The organism is Alteribacter aurantiacus DSM 18675 (genome assembly GCF_000429705.1).
Taxonomy (GTDB): domain Bacteria; phylum Bacillota; class Bacilli; order Bacillales; family Salisediminibacteriaceae; genus Alteribacter; species Alteribacter aurantiacus.
In genome coordinates, this window is sequence record NZ_KE386941.1 from 942,872 (window position 1) to 963,885 (window position 21,014).

Sequence of the window (21,014 nt, forward strand, 5' to 3'; positions counted from 1 at the left end):
GTGTCCTCTTGTTCTTTTTCCATTAACATTTTAACAGCGGGTTTAGGATCCCAGCAATTAAACGTATAATCCGGTCGCGTTTCGAAACCTAACCTTTTACATCGATAAATCATTTTCTGAGGCACCTTGATTGATTGGAAATGGATGCAAGTAGCACAACAATGATAGTCTTTCATATAACAACCCTTTCGATATCGTTTGTTTCATTTTATAACCCTATTGAAAATCAATCAATCTTTAAAGGAGAATAAATATGAGACTCATTTCCGTTTGTCCAAGCAATACTGAACTACTACATTACCTTGATCTATCAGACGATCTTGTGGGGGTAGATGATTATTCAGATTGGCCTTTTCAAATCCAATCTTTACCTAGGGTTGGCCCGGATTTAAACATTGACTTAGATAAAGTGGAAGCGCTTAAACCAGATCTTGTATTTGCATCGCTATCGGTACCTGGAATGGAAAAAAATGTTGAGCAGTTGAAGGAGAGAAACATTCCTTATGTGATTGTACCTAATCCCAAAACGCTTACAGAGGTAGGAGATGCGATCCAGTTCGTTGCAAATGCGGTCAACTGTCCAGAGAGGGGGAAGGAGTTGAGGAACAAGTTCGATTCAATCCTTTCGCAGTATAGAGAAATTAAACAGGGCTTATCCACTACTTATAATATTTATTGGGAATGGTGGCCAAAGCCGGTCTTTACTCCAGGTCGCGATAATTGGTTAACAGAGATAAGTGACTTAGCAGGAGGATCGAATGTATTCGAAAGTCAATCTGCCTCGAGCGTTCAAACCGATTGGGAAGAAGTAAGGAGTACAAATCCAGACGTGATTGCTATTTGTTGGGTTGGAGTATCCAAAAATAAAATAAATGAAAAAAACATTTTGAATCGTGCAGGTTGGAAAGAGATATCAGCAATAAAAAACAAACAGTTATATATTCTTGAAGAACCGCTATTTTGCCGTCCGTCACCTAGGTTGTTACTTGGTTTAAGTAAAATAGCCAATCTGCTTCATCCTAATAGTTATCCTACTTATACCGGTAAAGACCTTTTGTTACAAAATGATTGAGGGGAGACGTTTTTATGAGTGCAAAAAGGATAGTTGTTGCTGGAACAGAGAGTGGTGTAGGGAAGACGACTGTGACGATGGGGTTAATGGCTGCACTACGTAAAAAAGGATTCGAAGTGCAGGGGTTTAAGTGCGGGCCTGATTTTATTGATCCAACCTTTCATACTGTAGTGACTAATCGATTATCAAGAAACCTGGATAGTTGGATGCTTTCAGAAGAAGTGATTCTGCATGTTTTAGCTAAAGGTAGCCGTAATGCCGATATCTCAATTATAGAAGGTGTGATGGGCATGTATGACGGTGATAGACCAGAGACAAATAAGGGGAGTACAGCCCACATCGCATCCATTACTCGTACGCCAGTACTCCTAGTGATAGACTGTAAGGCTCAAGCGAGGAGTGCGGCTGCAGTGGTCAAAGGGTTTCAACTTTTTTCAAAAGAGAACCGCATTGTTGGAGTCATTGCTAATCGAGTAGGAGGCAGAGGCCATTTCAAACTCATAAAAAAGGCGGTAGAAAAAGAATGTGGAATCCCGGTAGTCGGTTATTTAACAGAAGAAGAGAACTTTTCATTACCGGAGAGGCATTTGGGGCTTATTCCGGCTGATGAGCAGCTGGAATTGGAGGAATTCTCAGATAAGTTGGCATCTGCAATTGTGGAAACGGTAGACATAGATAAAATCGTTCGTCTATCTGAAGCAACACCTGTGATTGGTCATTCAAAGATAAAAAATGAAGCAGCATTTGAGAAAGTGGTCACAATTGCAATCGCACGAGATGAGGCATTCCATTTCTACTACGAAGAAAATATTGATTTGTTAAAGGAGTTTGGTGCTGAGTGTGTATACTTCTCACCTCTTCATGACCGAAAGCTACCTGAATGCGATGGTATATATATAGGTGGGGGCTTCCCAGAAGAGTTTGCCCAAACCTTGTCACGCAACAGCCTAATCAAGACCGCAATTGCTGATGCTATCAATAGAGGGACGCCAGTTATCGCCGAATGTGGTGGTTTCATGTATCTCTGCGAGGAATTGGTTCAAGTAAATAAAGCCCGTTATAAAATGGTAGGAATCATCGAAGGGGATACAATGGTCCATGAAATGCTTCAGTCTATTCGCTATGTTGAGTTTGATCATAACGACCTGTCATTAGTTCCATATGGTAAAACCGTAAGAGGTCACGAGTTCAGATACTCCTCTTATACTCAACCTTCAGTTCACACACCAAGTCATGTGTTCGCAACATTTACTCATCTTCACTTTGCATCTTGTCCTGAAGTGGCTAAAGCATTTGTTGCATTATGTTATAAAAGAAGATAACCATTAGAAGAGGGTGCCCAATTAAATGGACACCCTCACATGGTTTTAAGTTATTATAAAACCCTCGACTTAGAGCCGCGGTATTAAAGTCTGTGTTGCCTAACTGTATATCTTAGATAATGAAAACCCTACCTCTTTTTCATCCTTGCGACTCCTAGGTCGCGCCAGTGTAAAAAAGAATACATTGTTTTCACAGATGCCAGTTTTGAATTTGTTATATGGTTCCGTTCATGTAACATCCAAATGTGTTGCGAAGATTCGTTCATAACTTATGCTTGTCTAAGAAGCACTAATCCCTATCATACTGGATTACTTGCTGAAATGCAAGTCTTAATTACATTTAGTAAATTATGCTAAATTCTATAAAAGCCCTTTGCGTTATTTATCTTATCATGCTATAATAAGATTAATTATTGATGTTCGGAAATTATTCATGAAAAAGAACTTTCAGCAAGTGTTTTCATCTGAATCAAATTGAAGAGCAAAAATAGTAATACAATGTGGGAAGAACCCACGCAGGAGGCACATACCATGGTAGAAGGTACAGTAAAATGGTTTAACGCAGAAAAAGGTTTCGGATTTATCGAAGTAGAAGGACAAGACGATGTATTCGTACACTTCTCTGCTATCCAAGGCGAAGGTTTCAAATCCCTTGACGAAGGTCAAACAGTAACGTTTGAAATCGAGCAAGGTCAACGCGGACCTCAAGCTGCTAACGTTCAAAAGTAAGCAGCATTAAAGAATCCCCCTCAAGTAGTTGAGGGGGATTTTATTTTGCTTGTATAATGATTATGTAGAGGGGAGGGGGAGTAGAGTGCAAAAAGATGATCACCGCTTTTATGCAAAATGGATTGGTGTAAGGCATAATGGGAAAAGGAAGTATATCATTAAACAATCTCTTATAAATGGGACTGTTGCATTTGTGGGATTACTCTTACTTGCCGGTTTTATTCAAGACGGGCTTACAGTAGAATACCTAACAAGTGATGCATTTATGAGTAATGCTCTATTTTTTGGCATTCTCTCACCGATATATGGTTGGACTGCTGCGAGATCAAAGTGGAACCGTAATGAAGACCGGTTTCAAGATCTAGAGCGTTTGAATGCAACAACCAATAAAGAACATTTTTAAAAGGCAAGCCTCCATTTGAGGCTTGCCTTTTTCGTAATTAAGACTTTGTAGCTAATTTCTTTTTCTTTTCTTCACGCTCACGCATACTCTTGTTCAAAATCTTTTTACGAAGACGGATCGATTGTGGTGTAACTTCACAATATTCATCGTCATTCAAGTATTCAAGAGCTTCTTCCAACGTAAGAATTTTAGGGCGCTTCATCGTTACAGTACTTTCTTTAGTTGCAGATCGGATGTTTGTTTGCTGTTTTAACTTGGTGATGTTAACGGTTAAGTCATTGTCACGGTTATGCTCGCCTACAATCATTCCTTCGTAAATCTCAGTACCTGGCTCTAGGAAAAGAATACCACGTTCTTCAACTCCAAGCATGCCGTATGGTGTTGATTTCCCTGTTTCCATAGAAACAAGTACACCTTGACGACGACCGCCAACTTGACCTTCAGCAACAGGGCGGTACCCATCAAACGTATGGTTTAGGATGCCGTAACCTTTTGTTTGAGCCATAAACTCGGTTGTGTAACCAATTAGGCCACGGGATGGTACGATGAAGTCCATACGAACTTGACCGTCACCTTTGTTGACCATATCCATCATTTCACCTTTACGCTCGCCTAAAGATTCCATGATTGCACCAGTATATTCTTCAGGTACATCAACTTGAGCACGTTCAACAGGCTCACACATAACACCGTCAACTTCTTTGATAATAACTTCAGGTTTTGACACTTGAAGTTCATAACCTTCACGACGCATGTTCTCAATAAGGATAGACAAGTGTAGTTCTCCACGACCGGATACTTTCCACACATCAGGGGAGCTAGTGTTTTCAACACGCAAACTAACGTCAGTTTCAAGCTGTGTTTTTAGACGTTCTTCAAGCTTACGGCTTGTTACATAATCACCTTCACGACCAGCAAACGGGCTGTTGTTTACAAGGAACGTCATTTGAAGAGTAGGTTCATCTATGCGCACCGCTTCAAGAGGCTCTTGGGCATCGACGGGACAGATGGTATCGCCGACCATAATATCTTCAATACCAGCAATGGCAATTAAGTCACCGGCTTTTGCTTCTTCAATTTCAAGGCGTTTAAGGCCTAAGAAACCAAACAACTTCGATACACGGAATTTCTTTACAGATCCGTCAGCTTTAATAAGTGCTGCTTGATCGCCCGTGCGGATAGTTCCACGGAACACGCGGCCAACTCCGATACGTCCAAGATAGTCGTTATAATCAAGCATTGTAACTTGGAACTGGAAAGGTTCTTCGCTATTATCCTTTGGAGCTGGTACTGCAGAAACAATGGTTTCAAATAAGCAAGTCATATCTTCGTCTTGTTTTTCAGGGTTTTCACTTGCAGTCCCCATAATGGCGGAAGCATAAACAACAGGGAATTCAAGCTGTTCCTCATCTGCACCGAGTTCAATAAATAGATCAAGAACTTCGTCAACAACTTCTTCAGGTCTGGCTGCATCACGATCAATCTTATTTAAGACTACAACAGGTGTCAGTTTTTGTTCTAGAGCTTTCTTTAAAACAAATCGCGTTTGTGGCATACAGCCTTCGTAGGCATCAACGACTAATAAAACACCATCAACCATTTTGAGAATACGTTCAACTTCACCGCCGAAATCCGCGTGGCCAGGTGTATCCATAATGTTGATACGTGTGTCTTTGTAATTAACAGCTGTGTTCTTGGCTAGGATCGTAATTCCGCGCTCTCTTTCAAGATCATTATTGTCCATAGCACGTTCATCGACAATTTCATTGTCTCTAAACGTTCCAGATTGTTTTAATAATTGGTCAACCAACGTTGTTTTACCGTGGTCAACGTGGGCAATGATGGCAATGTTTCTTAAGTCATTACGTAAATTCATATTTTAAAATCACTCTCTCTTTTGATTTCACTAACTGTCCAATTGTACCACAAATTAGCGGTCAATTCCTACAATTGTTTAGTATTGGCGACTATCTCTCATTTTAAGCAGTGTTTAAGGAATTTGGAAGGTGTCCTATTATAAAAATAATTAAGATATTGTAAAGGTGTAACGTGTTGTCGGAGTATGTTAAGGTAGTCATTAACATCTAATTATTAGAAAAGTAAGACAACTCTGTTTAAAAATGAAAGATCTGGGGTATTTGTTTATAGTTCGTTTTTTCATGTGGCTATTTACCTACAGATTGTACCTGTTTACGTTTTTCACCCGTAGTCTAAAAGTATCGATGGCCTCACTATGTCTTCATGACGCGTTGATATTCCTTTATAGAAACAAAGTGTTATGACTTTTTGGTTCCGTTGTTTCCACTGTAAAGGCGATGGTACGTCCGGAAGATTGTTTCATAATAAAGAGTGAATTAAGGAGGTGATGAAGTGGAGGAGTACGGTCTAACCGGGGCTACAGCATTTTGGCTTTTTGTACCAATGATTCTTTTAGTTGCATTGTCAGTCATTACGTTTTTTACTGAGAGGAGAGAATAGTAAAGTTGAATATTGCTACGTTAGTTACCTTCATTGTTTACTTGGTCGCGCTTCTTGTAATCGGTCTCATTGCTTACCGCATGACTAACAACCTTTCTGATTATGTACTTGGTGGACGAAGACTTGGCGGAGGGGTAGCTGCCTTAAGTGCTGGTGCTTCCGACTTGAGTGGCTGGCTTCTTCTCGGCTTACCCGGTGCGTTGTATGCCTTTGGAATGAGTGAAATGTGGATTGGAGTAGGACTTGCTATTGGGGCATACATAAATTGGCAGTTTGTAGCGAAGCGATTAAGAATCTATACAGAAGTTGCTGGAGATTCCATTACCTTACCGGACTATTTTGAGAATCGTTTTCATGATCATTCAAAAATTTTAAGAGTATTGTCAGCAGCATTTATTTTGCTTTTCTTTGCTTTTTATACCTCTGCTGGACTGGTAGGGGGAGCGATCCTCTTTGAAAATTCCTTTGGACTGGAGTATACGGCAGCCCTGTGGATTGGCGCTATCGTAATTATCTCTTATACCTTCCTTGGCGGCTTCCTCGCCGTGAGTTGGACAGATTTTTTCCAAGGGATATTAATGTTTTTAGCTATTATTATTGTTCCGATTGTAGCCATCACTCAAATGGGTGGATGGTCTGAAACAATGGGGCACATTGGTAACATCGATCCGACTCATCTAGACGCATTTTCAGGGATGACTTTAATAGGGATTATTTCACTACTTGCATGGGGTCTTGGTTATTTTGGTCAGCCTCACATTATTACACGTTTTATGGCGGTCAAATCATCAAAGGAGATACCTAAAGCTCGCTTAGTCGGGATGACATGGCTTGTTATTTCTCTTGTAGGAGCAATGTTTGTAGGATTAGTGGGTATAGCGTATTTTGAGAGCTTCACCTCTCAGCCTCTTACTGACCCTGAAACGGTGTTCATTGCATTTACACAAGTGTTGTTCCATCCCATTGTTGCTGGATTCTTATTAGCGGCTATTCTTTCTGCTATTATGAGTACAATTGATTCTCAGCTTCTTGTATCTTCAAGTGCACTGACGGAAGACTTTTATAAATCAATGCTACGTAAAAATGCTTCGCAAAAAGAACTTGTACTTGTGGGGCGTCTCGGTGTGGTTTTGATTGCGTTCATTGCGATTGCACTAGCATACAATCCTGATAGTACAGTCCTTGATCTTGTCGCATATGCATGGGGTGGTTTCGGTGCCGCTTTCGGTCCTGTAATTATCTTGTCTTTGTTTTGGAAGCGCATGACTCGAAATGGTGCAGCAGCCGGGATCGTTGTTGGAGGTTTGACCGTTATATTATGGGCAAATCTTGATGCAATCGGTTTGAGCGGTGGTGTATGGGACTTATACGAAATCGTACCCGGTTTTGTTCTGGGATGGATTATGATTATGATTGTAAGTTTGATTGATACCCCGCCGTCTAAAAAAATCCAAGAAGAATTCGATTCAGTAAAAACCTCGAAGATTTAATTTCTTTAGCCTGGCATCTGGTGATGTCAGGCTTTTAAGTGGTTCATGAAAAAACACTAGATCAAACAACGTATGCAAATAAAGATAATATAAAAACATCATTTAAAGCACACGTGATTTTCTGTATACTTGCCATCAGAAAAGTCTACTCTTAAATGAAATCGGGTATATACACATAAAAGAAGAGATTTCTCCATTTGATTAGCATACAAAGACTAAGTAAAATAGAATGAACCAGACTAAGTAAAGCAGACAAAAGGTGGACTTTTCGTGTTAAGAAGGGTAGCGAAATTAACATTATTTTATGCCATCCTATTTTTTATACCGGTGGTGATATGGGTGAATGTATCTGGAACAACCATTTTTAAGCCATCTACTACGTGGGATGAGTATGATACTCCCGAAGAGGCGGGCTTTGATGAGGATAAATTGAATGAAGCTAGAGTTTACTTTAACTCCTTGAATTCAACTGCGGGTATAGCTATCTATAAAGGTAAAGTCCTATTTGCATGGGGGGATATAGCTTCAAATACAAACGCTCACAGTGTGCGTAAAAGTATCTTGAGCGGTATGTATGGCTCGTTCGTAGAAGATGAGACAATCAAACTCGATCAAAAAATCGGGGAACTTGGTGTAGTGGACTTTCCGCCGTTATCATCTGTAGAAAACCAAGCGAGAGTAAAACATCTATTAACATCAAGATCAGGGGTTTACTTACGAGCAGGAGAAGAGTCTTTTGCCATGAGACGAAAACGTCCTGATAGGGAAACCCACGAGCCAGGCTCTCATTTTTACTATAATAATTGGGATTTCAATGTCTTGGGAACAATTTTCAATAACGAAACGGGTGTTGATTTATTTGAGCACTTTGAAGAAACCATTGCAGAACCTCTGGAAATGGAAGACTTCTCCTTAAGAAATACGGAATATAGTGTGGAAGCTGGGAGGTCAATCCACCCTTCCTATTTGTTTAAGATGAGTGCAAGAGATATGGCGAGGTACGGCCAACTCTTTTTACAAGGAGGAGAATGGGAAGGAGAGCAAATCATACCGAAAGATTGGGTAGAAGAGAGTACGTCTGTTCAAGTGCCGGTACCAGGAAACAGCATCTATGATTATGGTTATATGTGGTGGGTTGCAACAGAGGAGCCTTATAAAAGTCTCGGTATGTATTCTGCTGTAGGAAGGTACGGCCAGTCTATTGATATCATACCCGAAAAAGATTTGGTGTTTGTTCATCGAGTCGATTCGGATCGACTTACGTTCCGTTTTCTTAGAAGAGGGGTAACCCAATCGCAAAGACTATACCTATTGAGAATGATTTTGGATGCTAAAATTGAAGAAGAACGCGATGTTCTAGATAACCGTTAATTTCTTAAGAAAAAGGAAGTCCTGCATCTGCAGGACTTCCTTTCTATCGTGAATGGATTATCACGTTCTTGGTTTTAATCGTTTTTCAACTTCTGTTTTAGGTGGGGCGGGCTTCTTGCCGTTCTTTCCAACACCGATCTTACCTACAAAGTATTGTCCGTGCTTCCATCTTGCTGCGATCATTACGGTACCCATTGAAGAAAAGAGGCTCAAAAAGAATAAAATATAGATGTAAAATACACCAAAACTTAGACCAGCTTGAGCCACAAAGAAGTCAATGAGATGAATAAAAAACATGTGAAGCAAGTAAATCCCGAATGAATATTGACTGATTTGAATTAGAAATGGCGGAATTGTCTTCATTTTTTGTCCGATATACATAACGAAAAACATAACAGCTACCGTATGAAGTAAAATGTCTACTCGTTTCGAACTGTGAACGAGTAGAACGTTCGTATGGTAAAAGAACAGGAGTAATGTTGTTGAAATGATAGGAGCTGCAATAATAATGGTTTTATGTTTAGCCAACCAAGCTCGAAACTGTTCATAGTAAATACCGCAATAATACCCCAAGGCAAAGTAAAAGATCCATCCGAAAAAAGGTACCCAGTAAAACCGTTCCCAAATATAAAGGATGACAGGGTGTGAAATTGGTGCGGCGGTTATGTTAAAGAGTGTTAAATAAGCTACGTTTATACTTAGAGCCAAAGGCACTACAACTCTCGGGTTTGCATCTTTTAAGTAACGATGAAAGAGTAAGTGAAGGATGTAAAATTGAAATATGATAAGAACAAAATAACCGTGAAAATCCCCGATAAGGGCGTTCATGAGGAACTTTTGACCCCAATCACCAAAGGATGTTGCGTATGGAAGGGAGTAAAAGAAAGCCATGAACAAGAATGGTACAAAAATATATATAAAGCGTTTTTTCATAAACCCATCGGGAATCGGTCGATTCCGGTATGAATACGCAATTATTAGCTCAGATATAAAAATAAAAACAGGTGTCCCGAAGTATAGAAACACTTGAATGGAATCAAAAAGCGTGACCATGAACGGGCTAATTCCTTGCATATAAGAGGAGCGTAGGGCAATGTCTATAGAATGAAGAAAGACAATACACATACAAGCAATACTTCTAAGCACAAAAATTTCATCAATCATCCTGCTCGTTTTCATGGGAATCCACCTCCTCTTGAAAAAAGTAATGAAACTAGAACACTTTTATGTCAACCCATCATTAGTAACCGTCATTATCATATGTTTTCCCGTTATGGTCAATGAATGACATTAAATTTAGATAAAATTACAAAATCATTTTATTACTGTTTGTTGTCACTACGTGCAATTCCATGTAAGATTATTTAGATAACCGAATGAAAGGGGCTGGCACAGGTTGAACACATTTTCTCGTTCCTTTTCAGATCGCTTACTAAGTGATTATAATTATACGTTTAACAAAAATGGTGTATGCGGAGAACGATTGGCAAATCGTCTGGCTTTACTATCAGGGATTGGGTTGACTTCAGATTCCGGTACTAATCGTATGGGTTTTTCAAAGGAAGAAAGGTGCGCAAAGGACCAAGTAATTGAATGGATGGAAGAGGCTGGTTTAACTGTTCAAGAGGACGGGGCAGGTAATGTTATAGGTACGCTATACGGGGATGACCAACAACATGTTATCATGGCCGGTTCCCATGTTGACAGTGTGCCAAATGGCGGGCATTTTGATGGCCCACTTGGTGTTCTTTGTGCACTTGAAATTGTTGAAGCATGGAAGGAAACAGGATATAAACCACAAAAAACCTATGAGGTCGTTATCTTCTCAGACGAGGAGGGTTCCAGATTTAAATCAGGTCTTACAGGAAGTACAGCGATGACCGGTAACGCAGATGAGGTAAAATTACGATCTGTAAAGGATGTTAATGGACAGGCCTTTGGAGACGTTTTACAAAATGTTGGCTTGAATGCAGATGGTTTTTTCCGTGCAAAACGAGATTTAAATCGAGTAGAGGTTTTTTATGAAGTTCACATTGAACAAGGAAAGAGACTGGAACAAAACAACCTTCCTGTAGGGATTGTCACAGGTATCGCTGGACCTTGTTGGCTTGAAATATCGTTCAAAGGAAAGGCCGGTCATGCTGGGAATACCCCAATGAATGATCGCCAAGATCCATTAGTCGCTGCGGGGGATTTCACACGCCAAATTCCAAAGCTTCCTCGAGAAGTGAGTGAGTCTGCTGTTGCAACAGTGGGCCAGTTACACGTTTACCCGAATGGGATAAATGTCATACCGGGTGAAGTCGTTATGACTGTTGATATTCGAGATATAAAAAAAGAGTCAAGAGACTTTCTTGTGTCAAAAGTGAAGAAGTTGGCTGAGAACATAAGCGAACAACATGGTGTAAAATTATCATTTCAAGAGAAAGTTCGGATTCCGCCTGTACCAATAAAGAACTCTGTCCTTATGACTGTGGAAAAGGCTGTAAAATTGGAACATATTCACCCCTTTTATCTTCCAAGTGGCGCAGGCCATGACGCGATGATGATGGGGAGACAGGTGCCTGTAGGGATGATTTTTGTCCGAAGCAAAGACGGGATCAGCCATCACCCTGACGAATGGTCTTCTTTGAACGATTGTGTTCAAGCCGTACATGTGCTAAAAAAGAGTGTTGAAGCAACAATGGAAAGAGGAGTATAATGTCTCGATCATTTACTTATTTGTTATTAACCTTAGTGATGGTAATCTGGGGGCTTAATGTAGTCGCAGTGAAATATCTCGTAGAATACATTTCCCCTATCGCCATGCAAGGTGGTAGGATTTTTGTAGCCGGAATAGCTGCCATGACTACCCTATATTTATTAAAAGAACTGCGAAAGCTTACTTTAAAAGAAGTGGCCGTAATCACGCTGATTGCAGTTTTTGGTCAATTGAGTCACCATGCACTGTTAGCTGTGGGACTAGTTGAAACAACAGCTTCTAATGCCTCCCTGATATTGGGACTGATTCCAATTACAACAGCCTTATTGGCAGTGATTTTTTTAAAGGATCGTCTGACAATATTAAGGTTATTAGGCATTGGAATTGGTTTTACGGGTGTCGCTCTCGTAGTGATGCAAAATGGAGAAGGCATGGGTATCTCGCGAGGAGATCTTTTTGTTTTTATCTCCATGATTTGTCAAGCAATCAGCTTCATCTTAATTAAGATAGTTTCGGCTACCGTTTCATCAAAACAGCTTACTGCTGTCATGCTCCTCAACGGGTCAATGATGCTTTTTGCAACTAGTTTTATCATTGAACCACAAGGGTTCTCCACTTACTCAAATCAAACGCCAATCGTTTGGATTGTATTCTTTTCTTCAGCGATCTTTGCGACAGGTTTAGGTCATATCCTGTATAATGCTGCCATACAGAAGATTGGCGCTGGACAAACAGCCATTTTTAATAATTTGGTTCCTTTCTTTGCATTGATCGGGTCTTATTTATTTTTAGGAGAACGTATTTATGGTTATCAAATAGCCGGATTCTTACTTATTGTATGCGGCGTTCTTCTAGGGACGGGGTTTGTGGACCATAAATTAAATAAACAACGGTTGAATAGAGCCGCTTGAAAAGGGTTTTCCAACATGGTTCAAATGAATGACGGTTACAAAAAGAAAAAACAGTTGATCCAACTTGAACGGATCAACTGTTTTTCTTTTGGTGCGCGGGATTATATAAGGATCTCATTTAATAAAACATCCTCTTTAACAAAAGTGGACGCTTTTTCCCTGTATTGTTCGTCATGCAAAAAGGTATGACGGTCAGGTTTAATTTCTGGTGAAAGGTGGATGGCTTCTGAGAGTTGATCTTTTGAAATTCGTAATGATTTAACATAGTCAAAGAAGCCTGTTCGAGAAAACACCTTTCTCATACGTTCACCACGGTGGTTTTGAACGTGAGCCATGATATAGGCGCCTAAGCCTACTTGAATTCCGTGCATCTTAGGCTTTTCTAAAATTTTGTCCAAAGCATGGGAAATCAAGTGTTCTGATCCGCTAATTGGAGACGTATTCCCGCTAATCGCAGTGGAAACCCCGCCCATCGTAAGGGAACTAATCAGCTCTTTTAGGAATACAGGATTCTTTAAGTCATTCATCGGTGTTCTGACAAAACTGTTCACGGCTTTCTTACTAATCATTGCTGCAAAAGAGTTAACTTGCTCGTTACGCGTTAAGCTCTCAAACTCCCAATCGTAAAGGGCAGTGATATTTGACATTAAGTCTCCGATACCCGATAAGATAAACGGGGTGGGAGCTGTTTTAATTATGTTTAGATCTGCAATAATACCAAATGGGATATGTGCAGGTACGGTTGTTTTTCGACCGTTAACCAATAGAGAACAGGTGCTGCTTGAAAACCCATCGTTTGATGGGGAAGTGGGAATACTAACAAACGGTACTTTTCTAATCGATGCCATGTATTTTCCACAATCAATAATCGCTCCGCCACCCATAGCAATGATCACATCTGGACTATTGAGTTGGAACGCTTCATTTGTAAGGTCCAGTACATTATTAGGGCGACTTAACCTTCTGAGATCCAAGTCTATCTTCTGTAAAGAATGCTTTATCTTATTCCTGTAATGTTCATTCGTATAATCATCAACGTACATGACCACTTTCTTAAAAGAATAGGGTGCCAATATTCGGTCAAGATCGAAGGCAAGTTCATATCCGATTTCAAGTATGGAAGGTATAGGAATATTAGTTGGTTGCATTCTCTAGGACCCTTTAGGCAATTTTTTATTCTCAATTAAGTGTTTTTTTACATCGTCAAAAGAAGAAACAGGAACATATGTGACGTGTCTCTCTTTTAGGATATCTTGTAAGGCACCGATCGCATAAGTGGTATCAGCATAAGCAGCCGGATGGGAATCGGGTTCGCTGTCGCCTACAAAATCGACTGTTTCGTATTGTTCTTTTAATTTCATTATGACTTTTGATTTATCGATACCATAACGTTCATGGAAGTGCCAGTTCGACTCTTTAACGTTCATATGTACATTGCGTTCATGATAATATCCCTCGTTGGAAAACACGGGCACATCGGTGATGCCATATTTTTTTAACGTGTGTTTAATGTAGTAATCTGTGCCTGCACTTAAAACATAAAAATCCCCGCCATTGTTTTGAACAGAGCGAATGAATGCCGGGACATGAGAGTCGATGGCCATGTCATATATATCTTGAATAATTTGCTCTTCTGTTTGATTGATTGACTTAAAAACATGACTTAGAAAATCAATGTCTTTTACTTTTTCTGCTTTCCAATCTTTAAAGAGTTCCCTGCCTTCTGGAAAGTACTTTTCAATCACCAGCCAGTAAAAGTCCTGCTTTGAGATCGTGCCGTCAAAGTCGGAGACAAATGCCCATTTTTTCATAGTAATCCTCCTAGTGATTAAAGTTGTGATTAGTTTATCATAAATAAAAGATGTTTTTGGTTAAATGAAGGAAAAGTACGAAGTCTTTTAATGATGTAAAAAAAGTGACCCTAGAGAGGTTTTTTCCTCAAGGGTCACACTGCTACATTTATGCTTCATTAGCAAGAACAATGCCTTCTTCTGCCATTGTTCTCATTGTGTGAAGGCTATACATATCCTTTGAGATCTCAAATAGATCATACTTGTATTCGCCTTTGTTGATTTGACTTACTAAAATTGGGTGAGTATGGGTTACCTCTTGGGCGTAAGGAAGCTTCATGACCGCTTTTCTAGAGCGCTCATTCGTATTGCGAACTTTCATAAAGACGCGTTCAATATTACATGAGAAAAAGAGTTCATCAAAAAAGGCCGTTTTGGCTTTCTCATTGTAGCCCTTGCCATGAAAAGGTTTGCCAATCCAAGTACCGAGAAACCCGGCTTCATTTTGGATATCAAATAAATTAATCGTACCAATAGGGGTACCCCATTCATCAAGGATCGTTCTTGATATTAATTCTCCTTGTTCTTCAGCTTCAATCATTTGTTTTGTTACGAATAGATATTGTTCAACGTTCGTTGTCCGATGACGCACAAAAGGGAAGACGTCAGGATGCACCATCAAGTTGAACAATGCTTCGCAATCGCTTAGATCACGTTTAATAAGCATGTTTACCCCTCCTGTGAGGGTAGCTCAACAGATGTCGACCACCCTCGAAATTTTTAATGAAAAAAATTCCGGGGTGGGAATCGAACCCACTAGAACCAGCTTGCTGGTGGCGCACCATTTGCCTTCCCTAAATAATCCGTTTGATTATTTAAGTGATATTCAGTTAATCTCACTTACCATTTGTATCATACTAAAATATATATGAAAAAGATACTGCTTTTTTGTTTGATTTTTATAAATTTTTTTGATGAATTGTCTGGTGAATTGAAGATGAAAGCCTTCTCAATTACAAGAAAATTCGTTATAGTTGTAAGGGAAAGAAAGGGGTTGTCCCATGACCATCATTGTGAAAGACCTAACACAGAATAAAAGTCATATTCCATACACCATTGAAGAGAAATTCCGTTTACAAAAGCTTGAAAACAAATATGCTTCACCTTCTTTTGAAGTAGCGTTTTGCGGGCACTTTTCTGCCGGGAAATCTACGCTGCTAAACAGCCTTGTCGGTGCAGAGATTCTTCCTACAAGCCCGATCCCTACAAGTGCAAATATTATCGCCATCGAAAACGGAGAGCTTGGACTAACTGTTAACACAAGAGACAAAGGGGATGTTCAAACGTTTAAAGGCGAAATTCCCTGGCCAAAAGTCCGGGAATGGGGAATGAACGGTCATGATATATCGGGTCTTACGATAACAGGGCCTTTTCCATTTCTCGGTGAAAAGAGCCGAATTCTTGATACACCAGGTGTTGATTCCACAGATGCTGCTCATGAAGCAGTAACGGTCGAACAATTATATACTACAGACGCCATTGTTTATGTGATGGACTATAATCATGTGCAATCGGAAACCAATTTGTATTTCTTAAAACAATGCTCCGTCGAACAAAAACCGATCTTCCTTGTTATTAATCAAATCGACAAGCATAACGAAAAAGAAGTGACGATTAAAGAATTTAAACAATCTCTTGAGACGGTTTTAGCAAAATGGGAAATTGAAACCGAAGATGTGTTTTTCACAACCATGAAAGAACCGGATCATCCATTAAACGATTTCAATCGCCTTGAACGTATGTTGAAGTCACTTCTTTATCATGGGGAAGAGCTTTTTAAAGCATCAAAAGTCCGCTTGGAACAGGGGTTCTCACATGCTGTTTATCAACGTCTTGAAGAAGAGAAACAAGAAAAACTAGACGAAATAAATGAGGAAATGGAAAAGCAAGGGTACGGATTAGACATGCTTGCTGAGAAAGAAAACGTAGTAAAAGAAATCCATCGTGTATCCAATTATGAAGATTGGTTACTTGATTCTTTTCACTCTCAATTTCAGCGAACATTCTCAAACGTTACATTATTTCCATACACAACCACAGAGCTTGCTACTGAATGGATCGAATCCTTGAAGCCGGGCTTTAAAGTGGGTATTTTGTTTACAAAAAAGAAAACCGAAGAAGAAAGAGAACAGCGTTTGATAGCTCTTGTAAATGAGCTTGAGGATAAGACAAAAACGTTACTATTTTATAAGGTAAAGACGTACCTACAAGAGTTGGACCGATCAGCGCTCTCAAATAAAGAGCGATTTGAATCGGAGCTCTCCACCTTTCAAATTCCTCCATTAAGAGAATGGCTAATGGAAAGTGTGAAAACGGACCATACGGATCGCCAATATGTTCGAACATTTACGAGTCAGATCACCGATAAAGTCGTTCGCTACATTCAAGATGAAGCAAGTAAACGACTTCGCTTTTACGCGAGTGAGATGGAACAAAGAAATAAAGAACAACTAGCTACCCTCAATGCACAACAAGAAAAGTTGGACGCACTTAAAGTTTTTGAATTAAAGATAGATAAGGTGAAGGAAGAATATGATCGGATCCTCGCATTGGTGAAAAACCATGTAAGTGATACCCAGGAGGTAAGTGAGTACAAAACAGCGTTCAAAGAGGCCACGAGAAAAACGTATCCTAAAAATATGGAAGAGAGCGACCTTTTAGGAATTGAACTACCAGAAGAAAGCGTGATTGCCACGACAGGAGATGAACAAAGAAAAACTGAACGCCATTCCTTTGATGAAGAAGAAGTGAACATTTGGTTATCAAAAGTAAATCATGTTTTAACGTCTAACAAACGTCACTCCTTACTTGAAAATGAACGAAAGCAACTGATGGAACGAATTAATCGATTTAACAACCAGACGTTTGTTGTATCGCTATTTGGGGCATTTAGTGCAGGGAAGTCAAGTTTTGCAAATGCTTTACTTGGAGATGATGTTCTCCCTGTATCACCAAACCCGACAACAGCTACAGTGAATACCGTTCAAAAAAGTACAACAGAAAACCCCCATGGTACTGCGGCTGTTAAAGTCAAATCGCAAGAAACAATTGAAAATGAAATTAAGGCGATCGCTAAAGAATTAGGTACCGAAGTAAACTATCAAACGCTTAGTCGATGGAAGCCTAATAAAAGGTCTTACGTTACAAGCATTCAAAAAACGTACGCTGAATACTTGGAAACACTTAGAGACAGCTTACAACATACCGAGTGGACGCTAGGGACTACCTTTACTCTTTCACAGAGTGAGTTGAAACCTGTAGTTGCTGAAGAATCCTATGCCTGTCTCGTCGATCAAGTTGATTTGTATTATGATTGCACCATAACTAAGAGTGGCGTCGTTTTGGTCGATACTCCGGGAGTGAATTCGATTCATGGCCGACATACGAATGTAGCGTTCAAACAGATGAGGCAATCGGATGCCATCTTTTATCTAACCTATTATAATCACGCGTTTTCTAAGGCAGATGAGTATTTCTTACAACAGATGGGGAAGGTGAATGAAAGCTTCTCAAAAGATAAGTTGTACTTCGTCATTAATGCTTCAGATCTAGCCTCGAGTGAAGGGGAACTTTTCGGCGTGAGAAGGCATGTTCAAGATCAATTAGTTCGAAATGGTATTGATTCTCCTCGTTTGTTTCATTTGTCAAGTAAACAAGGATTGTTAAATAAAAAAAGCGACACACATAAACAAGAGGATCCATTCCAAGCATTTGAAGATACCTTTTATTCAGAAACCATTGATGAATTAAAGCGATTAAGTGCAGAGATGATTACTTTGCAACTTTCCAAATTCGTAGACAAAGCTTCGGAAAGTCTTGCATTTATGTCGAGAGAGAAAAAAGAGCAACAGAACGAACATGAGCGTATTGCTAAAGTAGTATCGGAGGAAAAGAAGAGAGTCGAAAAAGCGGACTTCACCTTTGTGAAAAAAGATACAGTCGAGGAATTCGAACAGTTAACGATTTATTTGAGGGAAAGAATGCGCTATGTTCTTACTGATTATTTCCCCGCTTCCTTTAATGTGACCGTGCTTACAGGTAGTACGAAACGAGTGCTACATGAGCAGTTCAAAGGGGCGGTTCGAGAGTGGATCGGTTTTGCGGAGCAGTTTTTATCCCAAGAGCTTGAAGCTACTTTCATCAGAATGGAACAACGGATTGCACGGAGAGTGTCGGGATGGTTAAGAGATGAATTAGGAACGATTCAACAACAGCTGCCTTATGCAGACGCAGATCTTAACGTAGAGCCTGAACCTGTCAGTATTTCCCGTCACGATATTGCTCTATTTGTTCAAGAAGAAAAGTATGCTACACAGATGAAATCCAAAAAAGAAATATTTGAAAATGGTGGATTGAAAGAAGTGAAGGAACAACTGATTTCAGAAGGCCACGACAATGCTTCATCCCTTCTACGTTCTTTGATGCCAGAATTTGAACGTGTGATTGAAAAAACAGTCTCTAGCATGGAAGAGTCCGTAAAACAACGATTGATTCAATCAATCGATATGGAGTTGGCTCGATTTGAAGCGTTGTTTGATTCAAGTGAACAACAGGCCTTAATGGAAGAAAAACAACAAATACAAAACCTTTTATAACATCATGGTTAACCCCCCTTTCTCATATAGTCTTTTGAGGAGGGGGTTTTGTGTTCCGTCTGTATGGTTGGCTTAGCGAGATGTTTCATTCAGTACAAAATGAAACGCTTAAAACGAACGTGGCACCATTGAAAGTTAATGATGAGTCACTTGCAATGCTTCAACGCTTATTGAGCAAACAAGTGGAATCACCTGTCATTACAAATCAAATAGAACGAAAAGAACTGGCGCGCATTCGTCAGTTGACAAGGGGATTGAACCTTAATAATGTCACTCGTACAATGGCTTACCTGCAATTTTTCAATCAGAATCCTGAAGTTCACTGGGCTTTTTTAGCACATATGGTCTCACGTAACGGGGGATGGAACATGACCGATCTTAAAGGTAGTCTGTTAACTTCCTTTATGTCCAAGTCTGAACAAATATCTTACTTTTCTTTTTTGGAAAAAGCAAATGCCCTCATTTTCTCCGATGCCTATCCTCAGCTTCTTTTGTACGAATTAGCTAAAGAAAAAGGACCTCATCTATTCTCCCACTTAAGGTTGCTTAACGTTTCTTGTTTCATGGAAGCGGTATGGAGAACGTTTATGCATACAGGAGACCGGGCTTTTCTAACCATTGGTCTCATCATTAACGAACAGCATTTTATTGAAAAGCCTGTTCTTTTAAATCCTATCTTTAAAACAAATGTGCTTGAAACGTGGCAATATCAGCTGCAAGACCTATTTCAACTGACGCAAGTCATTTTTCCTTACATGAAATCGGGAAAGATACGGTTGAGTGGACTGGACGTTAACCAATTTAGACAAGTCTCCGAACGAATTAAAATTGGAAAGAAATTATATACAATCTTGTTCGGAGTAAAAGAAATGACCGATGGCACGATTCAATTTGCAAAGGAGAGAAGGCACACAGGGTCTAGGGAAGATTATTGGCCTCAAGTTTTCTCAAAAAATGAAAACAAAATAGGAGATGAAAAAAGGCACAGTTGTAGATCAAACGGCGCCCCTTTCATTTATAGTCCGACATTATCGGTAGCTTGGTCAAATCAAGAGGTTGAAGAAACAGGGAGGATAGATTGGTACAAAGGTAAGGACGTTCTCGATTATTTTTCAACTCAATCTCTATCTGAATCCATTGACATAACAGAAGTGTACTGCGAATCCCTAAACCATATGATGGTGATTAAAAAAGCTAAATCAAAACTGTTTAGGCCTGAGAGCGAAGAATAGGCATCGTACAGCAACGGAAAGAGCCACCTGATTTAATAATTTCTGAAATGTCGACTTCGATGACTTCGTATCCCCGTTCACGAAGCTGTTTATTAACATCTTTGTTTATCGGTAAACTAAAGACTTTTTTGTTTCCTATAGAAAGGACGTTTGTACCTAGAGTAAATTGTTCTTCGGAACTTACACAAATACAATCATAGCGTGAAGTAATCATTTCTTCGTCAAACTCATTCATCGCTCCGGGATATATAATCGCATCGCTGGGACTTAAAACATTAAAAATACAATCAAGGTGCAAATACTTATGTGGGAACGGGATCGATGTAACAGCATACTGAGGAAGGAGGCTCTGTAAGTGTTCGATCGCACGTTCGTTCGTTCGATCACTCACTCCGATATAGATGTTCTGTCCATCGATTATCACATCTCCACCTTCAATTTTGTCACCGAGGAGGTTGTAGTAACTCACTTTTGTCTTCTTAAGCCAGTCTTTCAAATGATCTTCTTCTCCTTGACGTACTTTTTGAGCCATTTCTGCAACAAAGATGGTTTGTCCGAGTGTGAATCCGATGTCACGAGTAAAGACTTGTTCTGGGAAATGTTCTTTCGGTTCCAAGTGGACAACATCAATACCATGAGTTTCCATTTCTTTTGTGAAGTCTTCGTGTTGCTTCATTGCAAGCTCAACATCGAGACCTTCTTTTTCATATTTTTTTTGTGTTTCATTTATTACCTCTCGAATAGCAAGATGAACGGGTTTACAAACAGCAACTTGTTTTAGCGTCCCATACTCTGTATCGCAAAAGGATTGTTTTTTCTGTTTCATTTTATATTCCTCCTAAATCAACGTTTCCTAATTC

The 21,014-nt window shown here is 39.7% G+C and carries 16 protein-coding genes; 10 read left to right on the top strand and 6 right to left on the bottom strand.

Going from position 1 to position 21,014, the window contains the following annotated elements; genetic code table 11:
• The first annotated feature begins 253 nt into the window (after positions 1–253).
• From G476_RS0108050 to G476_RS0108065, 4 genes are all read left to right on the top strand, one after another.
• Positions 254–1,072, top strand: coding sequence for a cobalamin-binding protein (locus G476_RS0108050; RefSeq protein ID WP_026689651.1), 819 nt, complete (start codon positions 254–256; stop codon positions 1,070–1,072).
• A gap of 14 nt (positions 1,073–1,086) precedes the next feature.
• Positions 1,087–2,394 carry a cobyrinic acid a,c-diamide synthase CobB gene (locus tag G476_RS0108055; protein ID WP_026689652.1) on the top strand — a complete coding sequence of 436 codons (1,308 nt, stop codon included), beginning with the start codon at positions 1,087–1,089 and terminating at the stop codon, positions 2,392–2,394.
• 531 nt (positions 2,395–2,925) lie between these two features.
• On the top strand, positions 2,926–3,123 hold the full coding sequence (locus G476_RS0108060; protein ID WP_026689653.1) for a cold-shock protein: 198 nt from the start codon (positions 2,926–2,928) through the stop codon (positions 3,121–3,123).
• Positions 3,124–3,208: 85 nt separating this feature from the next.
• Positions 3,209–3,526: a hypothetical protein gene (locus tag G476_RS0108065; RefSeq protein WP_026689654.1), complete on the top strand. Its 318-nt coding sequence runs from the start codon at positions 3,209–3,211 to the stop codon at positions 3,524–3,526.
• A 37-nt stretch (positions 3,527–3,563) separates the two neighbouring features.
• Here G476_RS0108065 and typA read toward each other — a convergent pair whose 3' ends face one another.
• On the bottom strand, positions 3,564–5,402 hold the full coding sequence (typA, locus tag G476_RS0108070) for a translational GTPase TypA (protein ID WP_026689655.1): 1,839 nt from the start codon (positions 5,400–5,402) through the stop codon (positions 3,564–3,566).
• Between the two features lie 607 nt (positions 5,403–6,009).
• Here typA and putP point away from each other — a divergent pair.
• The gene (gene putP, locus G476_RS0108080; RefSeq protein ID WP_026689656.1) at positions 6,010–7,494 is read left to right on the top strand and encodes a sodium/proline symporter PutP; all 1,485 of its coding nucleotides are present in this window, start codon (positions 6,010–6,012) and stop codon (positions 7,492–7,494) included.
• A gap of 270 nt (positions 7,495–7,764) precedes the next feature.
• The gene (locus G476_RS21515) at positions 7,765–8,865 is read left to right on the top strand and encodes a serine hydrolase domain-containing protein (RefSeq protein WP_051314709.1); all 1,101 of its coding nucleotides are present in this window, start codon (positions 7,765–7,767) and stop codon (positions 8,863–8,865) included.
• Between the two features lie 60 nt (positions 8,866–8,925).
• On the opposite strand, the gene G476_RS21520 is transcribed toward G476_RS21515, so the two are convergent.
• Positions 8,926–10,044 (bottom strand): acyltransferase family protein, encoded by a 1,119-nt coding sequence (locus G476_RS21520; protein ID WP_051314710.1) that lies wholly within the window; start codon positions 10,042–10,044, stop codon positions 8,926–8,928.
• Between the two features lie 217 nt (positions 10,045–10,261).
• Here G476_RS21520 and G476_RS0108095 point away from each other — a divergent pair, with 217 nt between their 5' ends.
• Both G476_RS0108095 and G476_RS0108100 read left to right on the top strand, forming a co-directional pair.
• A complete protein-coding gene (locus tag G476_RS0108095) occupies positions 10,262–11,566 on the top strand; it encodes a M20 family metallo-hydrolase (RefSeq protein ID WP_026689657.1) in 1,305 nt (434 codons plus the stop codon).
• Positions 11,566–12,477, top strand: coding sequence for a DMT family transporter (locus G476_RS0108100; RefSeq protein WP_026689658.1), 912 nt, complete (start codon positions 11,566–11,568; stop codon positions 12,475–12,477). The genes G476_RS0108095 and G476_RS0108100 overlap by 1 nt, the downstream gene beginning before the upstream one ends.
• 101 nt (positions 12,478–12,578) lie before the next feature.
• On the opposite strand, the gene G476_RS0108105 is transcribed toward G476_RS0108100, so the two are convergent.
• The 3 genes from G476_RS0108105 to G476_RS0108115 all read right to left on the bottom strand — a co-directional run bounded on the left by G476_RS0108105 (position 12,579) and on the right by G476_RS0108115 (position 14,994).
• Positions 12,579–13,625: an iron-containing alcohol dehydrogenase family protein gene (locus tag G476_RS0108105; protein WP_026689659.1), complete on the bottom strand. Its 1,047-nt coding sequence runs from the start codon at positions 13,623–13,625 to the stop codon at positions 12,579–12,581.
• 3 nt (positions 13,626–13,628) lie between these two features.
• Positions 13,629–14,288, bottom strand: coding sequence for an MtnX-like HAD-IB family phosphatase (locus tag G476_RS0108110; RefSeq protein ID WP_026689660.1), 660 nt, complete (start codon positions 14,286–14,288; stop codon positions 13,629–13,631).
• A 148-nt stretch (positions 14,289–14,436) separates the two neighbouring features.
• Positions 14,437–14,994 carry a GNAT family N-acetyltransferase gene (locus G476_RS0108115; RefSeq protein ID WP_026689661.1) on the bottom strand — a complete coding sequence of 186 codons (558 nt, stop codon included), beginning with the start codon at positions 14,992–14,994 and terminating at the stop codon, positions 14,437–14,439.
• Positions 14,995–15,328: 334 nt separating this feature from the next.
• Between G476_RS0108115 and G476_RS0108120 the strand changes: the two genes are divergently transcribed.
• Entirely contained in the window at positions 15,329–18,922 is a 3,594-nt protein-coding gene (locus tag G476_RS0108120; RefSeq protein ID WP_026689662.1) for a dynamin family protein, read from the top strand.
• Positions 18,923–18,972: 50 nt separating this feature from the next.
• The gene (locus G476_RS21525) at positions 18,973–20,154 is read left to right on the top strand and encodes a DUF2515 family protein (RefSeq protein ID WP_051314711.1); all 1,182 of its coding nucleotides are present in this window, start codon (positions 18,973–18,975) and stop codon (positions 20,152–20,154) included.
• On the opposite strand, the gene G476_RS0108130 is transcribed toward G476_RS21525, so the two are convergent.
• Positions 20,132–20,980 (bottom strand): dimethylarginine dimethylaminohydrolase family protein, encoded by an 849-nt coding sequence (locus tag G476_RS0108130; protein WP_026689663.1) that lies wholly within the window; start codon positions 20,978–20,980, stop codon positions 20,132–20,134. The two genes, G476_RS21525 and G476_RS0108130, sit on opposite strands and share 23 nt — an antisense overlap.
• Between the last annotated feature and the right edge of the window lie 34 nt (positions 20,981–21,014).

What these genes read in the sequence shown, in the direction of transcription:
- G476_RS0108060 (WP_026689653.1), top strand. Translation starts at nt 2,926, where the DNA reads ATGGTAGAAGGTACAGTAAAATGGTTTAACGCAGAAAAAGGTTTCGGA.
- G476_RS0108050 (WP_026689651.1), top strand. Translation starts at nt 254, where the DNA reads ATGAGACTCATTTCCGTTTGTCCAAGCAATACTGAACTACTACATTAC.
- G476_RS0108105 (WP_026689659.1), bottom strand. Translation starts at nt 13,625, where the DNA reads ATGCAACCAACTAATATTCCTATACCTTCCATACTTGAAATCGGATAT.
- G476_RS0108055 (WP_026689652.1), top strand. Translation starts at nt 1,087, where the DNA reads ATGAGTGCAAAAAGGATAGTTGTTGCTGGAACAGAGAGTGGTGTAGGG.
- G476_RS0108120 (WP_026689662.1), top strand. Translation starts at nt 15,329, where the DNA reads ATGACCATCATTGTGAAAGACCTAACACAGAATAAAAGTCATATTCCA.
- G476_RS0108115 (WP_026689661.1), bottom strand. Translation starts at nt 14,994, where the DNA reads ATGCTTATTAAACGTGATCTAAGCGATTGCGAAGCATTGTTCAACTTG.
- G476_RS21520 (WP_051314710.1), bottom strand. Translation starts at nt 10,044, where the DNA reads ATGAAAACGAGCAGGATGATTGATGAAATTTTTGTGCTTAGAAGTATT.
- G476_RS0108100 (WP_026689658.1), top strand. Translation starts at nt 11,566, where the DNA reads ATGTCTCGATCATTTACTTATTTGTTATTAACCTTAGTGATGGTAATC.
- G476_RS0108110 (WP_026689660.1), bottom strand. Translation starts at nt 14,288, where the DNA reads ATGAAAAAATGGGCATTTGTCTCCGACTTTGACGGCACGATCTCAAAG.
- G476_RS0108130 (WP_026689663.1), bottom strand. Translation starts at nt 20,980, where the DNA reads ATGAAACAGAAAAAACAATCCTTTTGCGATACAGAGTATGGGACGCTA.
- typA (WP_026689655.1), bottom strand. Translation starts at nt 5,402, where the DNA reads ATGAATTTACGTAATGACTTAAGAAACATTGCCATCATTGCCCACGTT.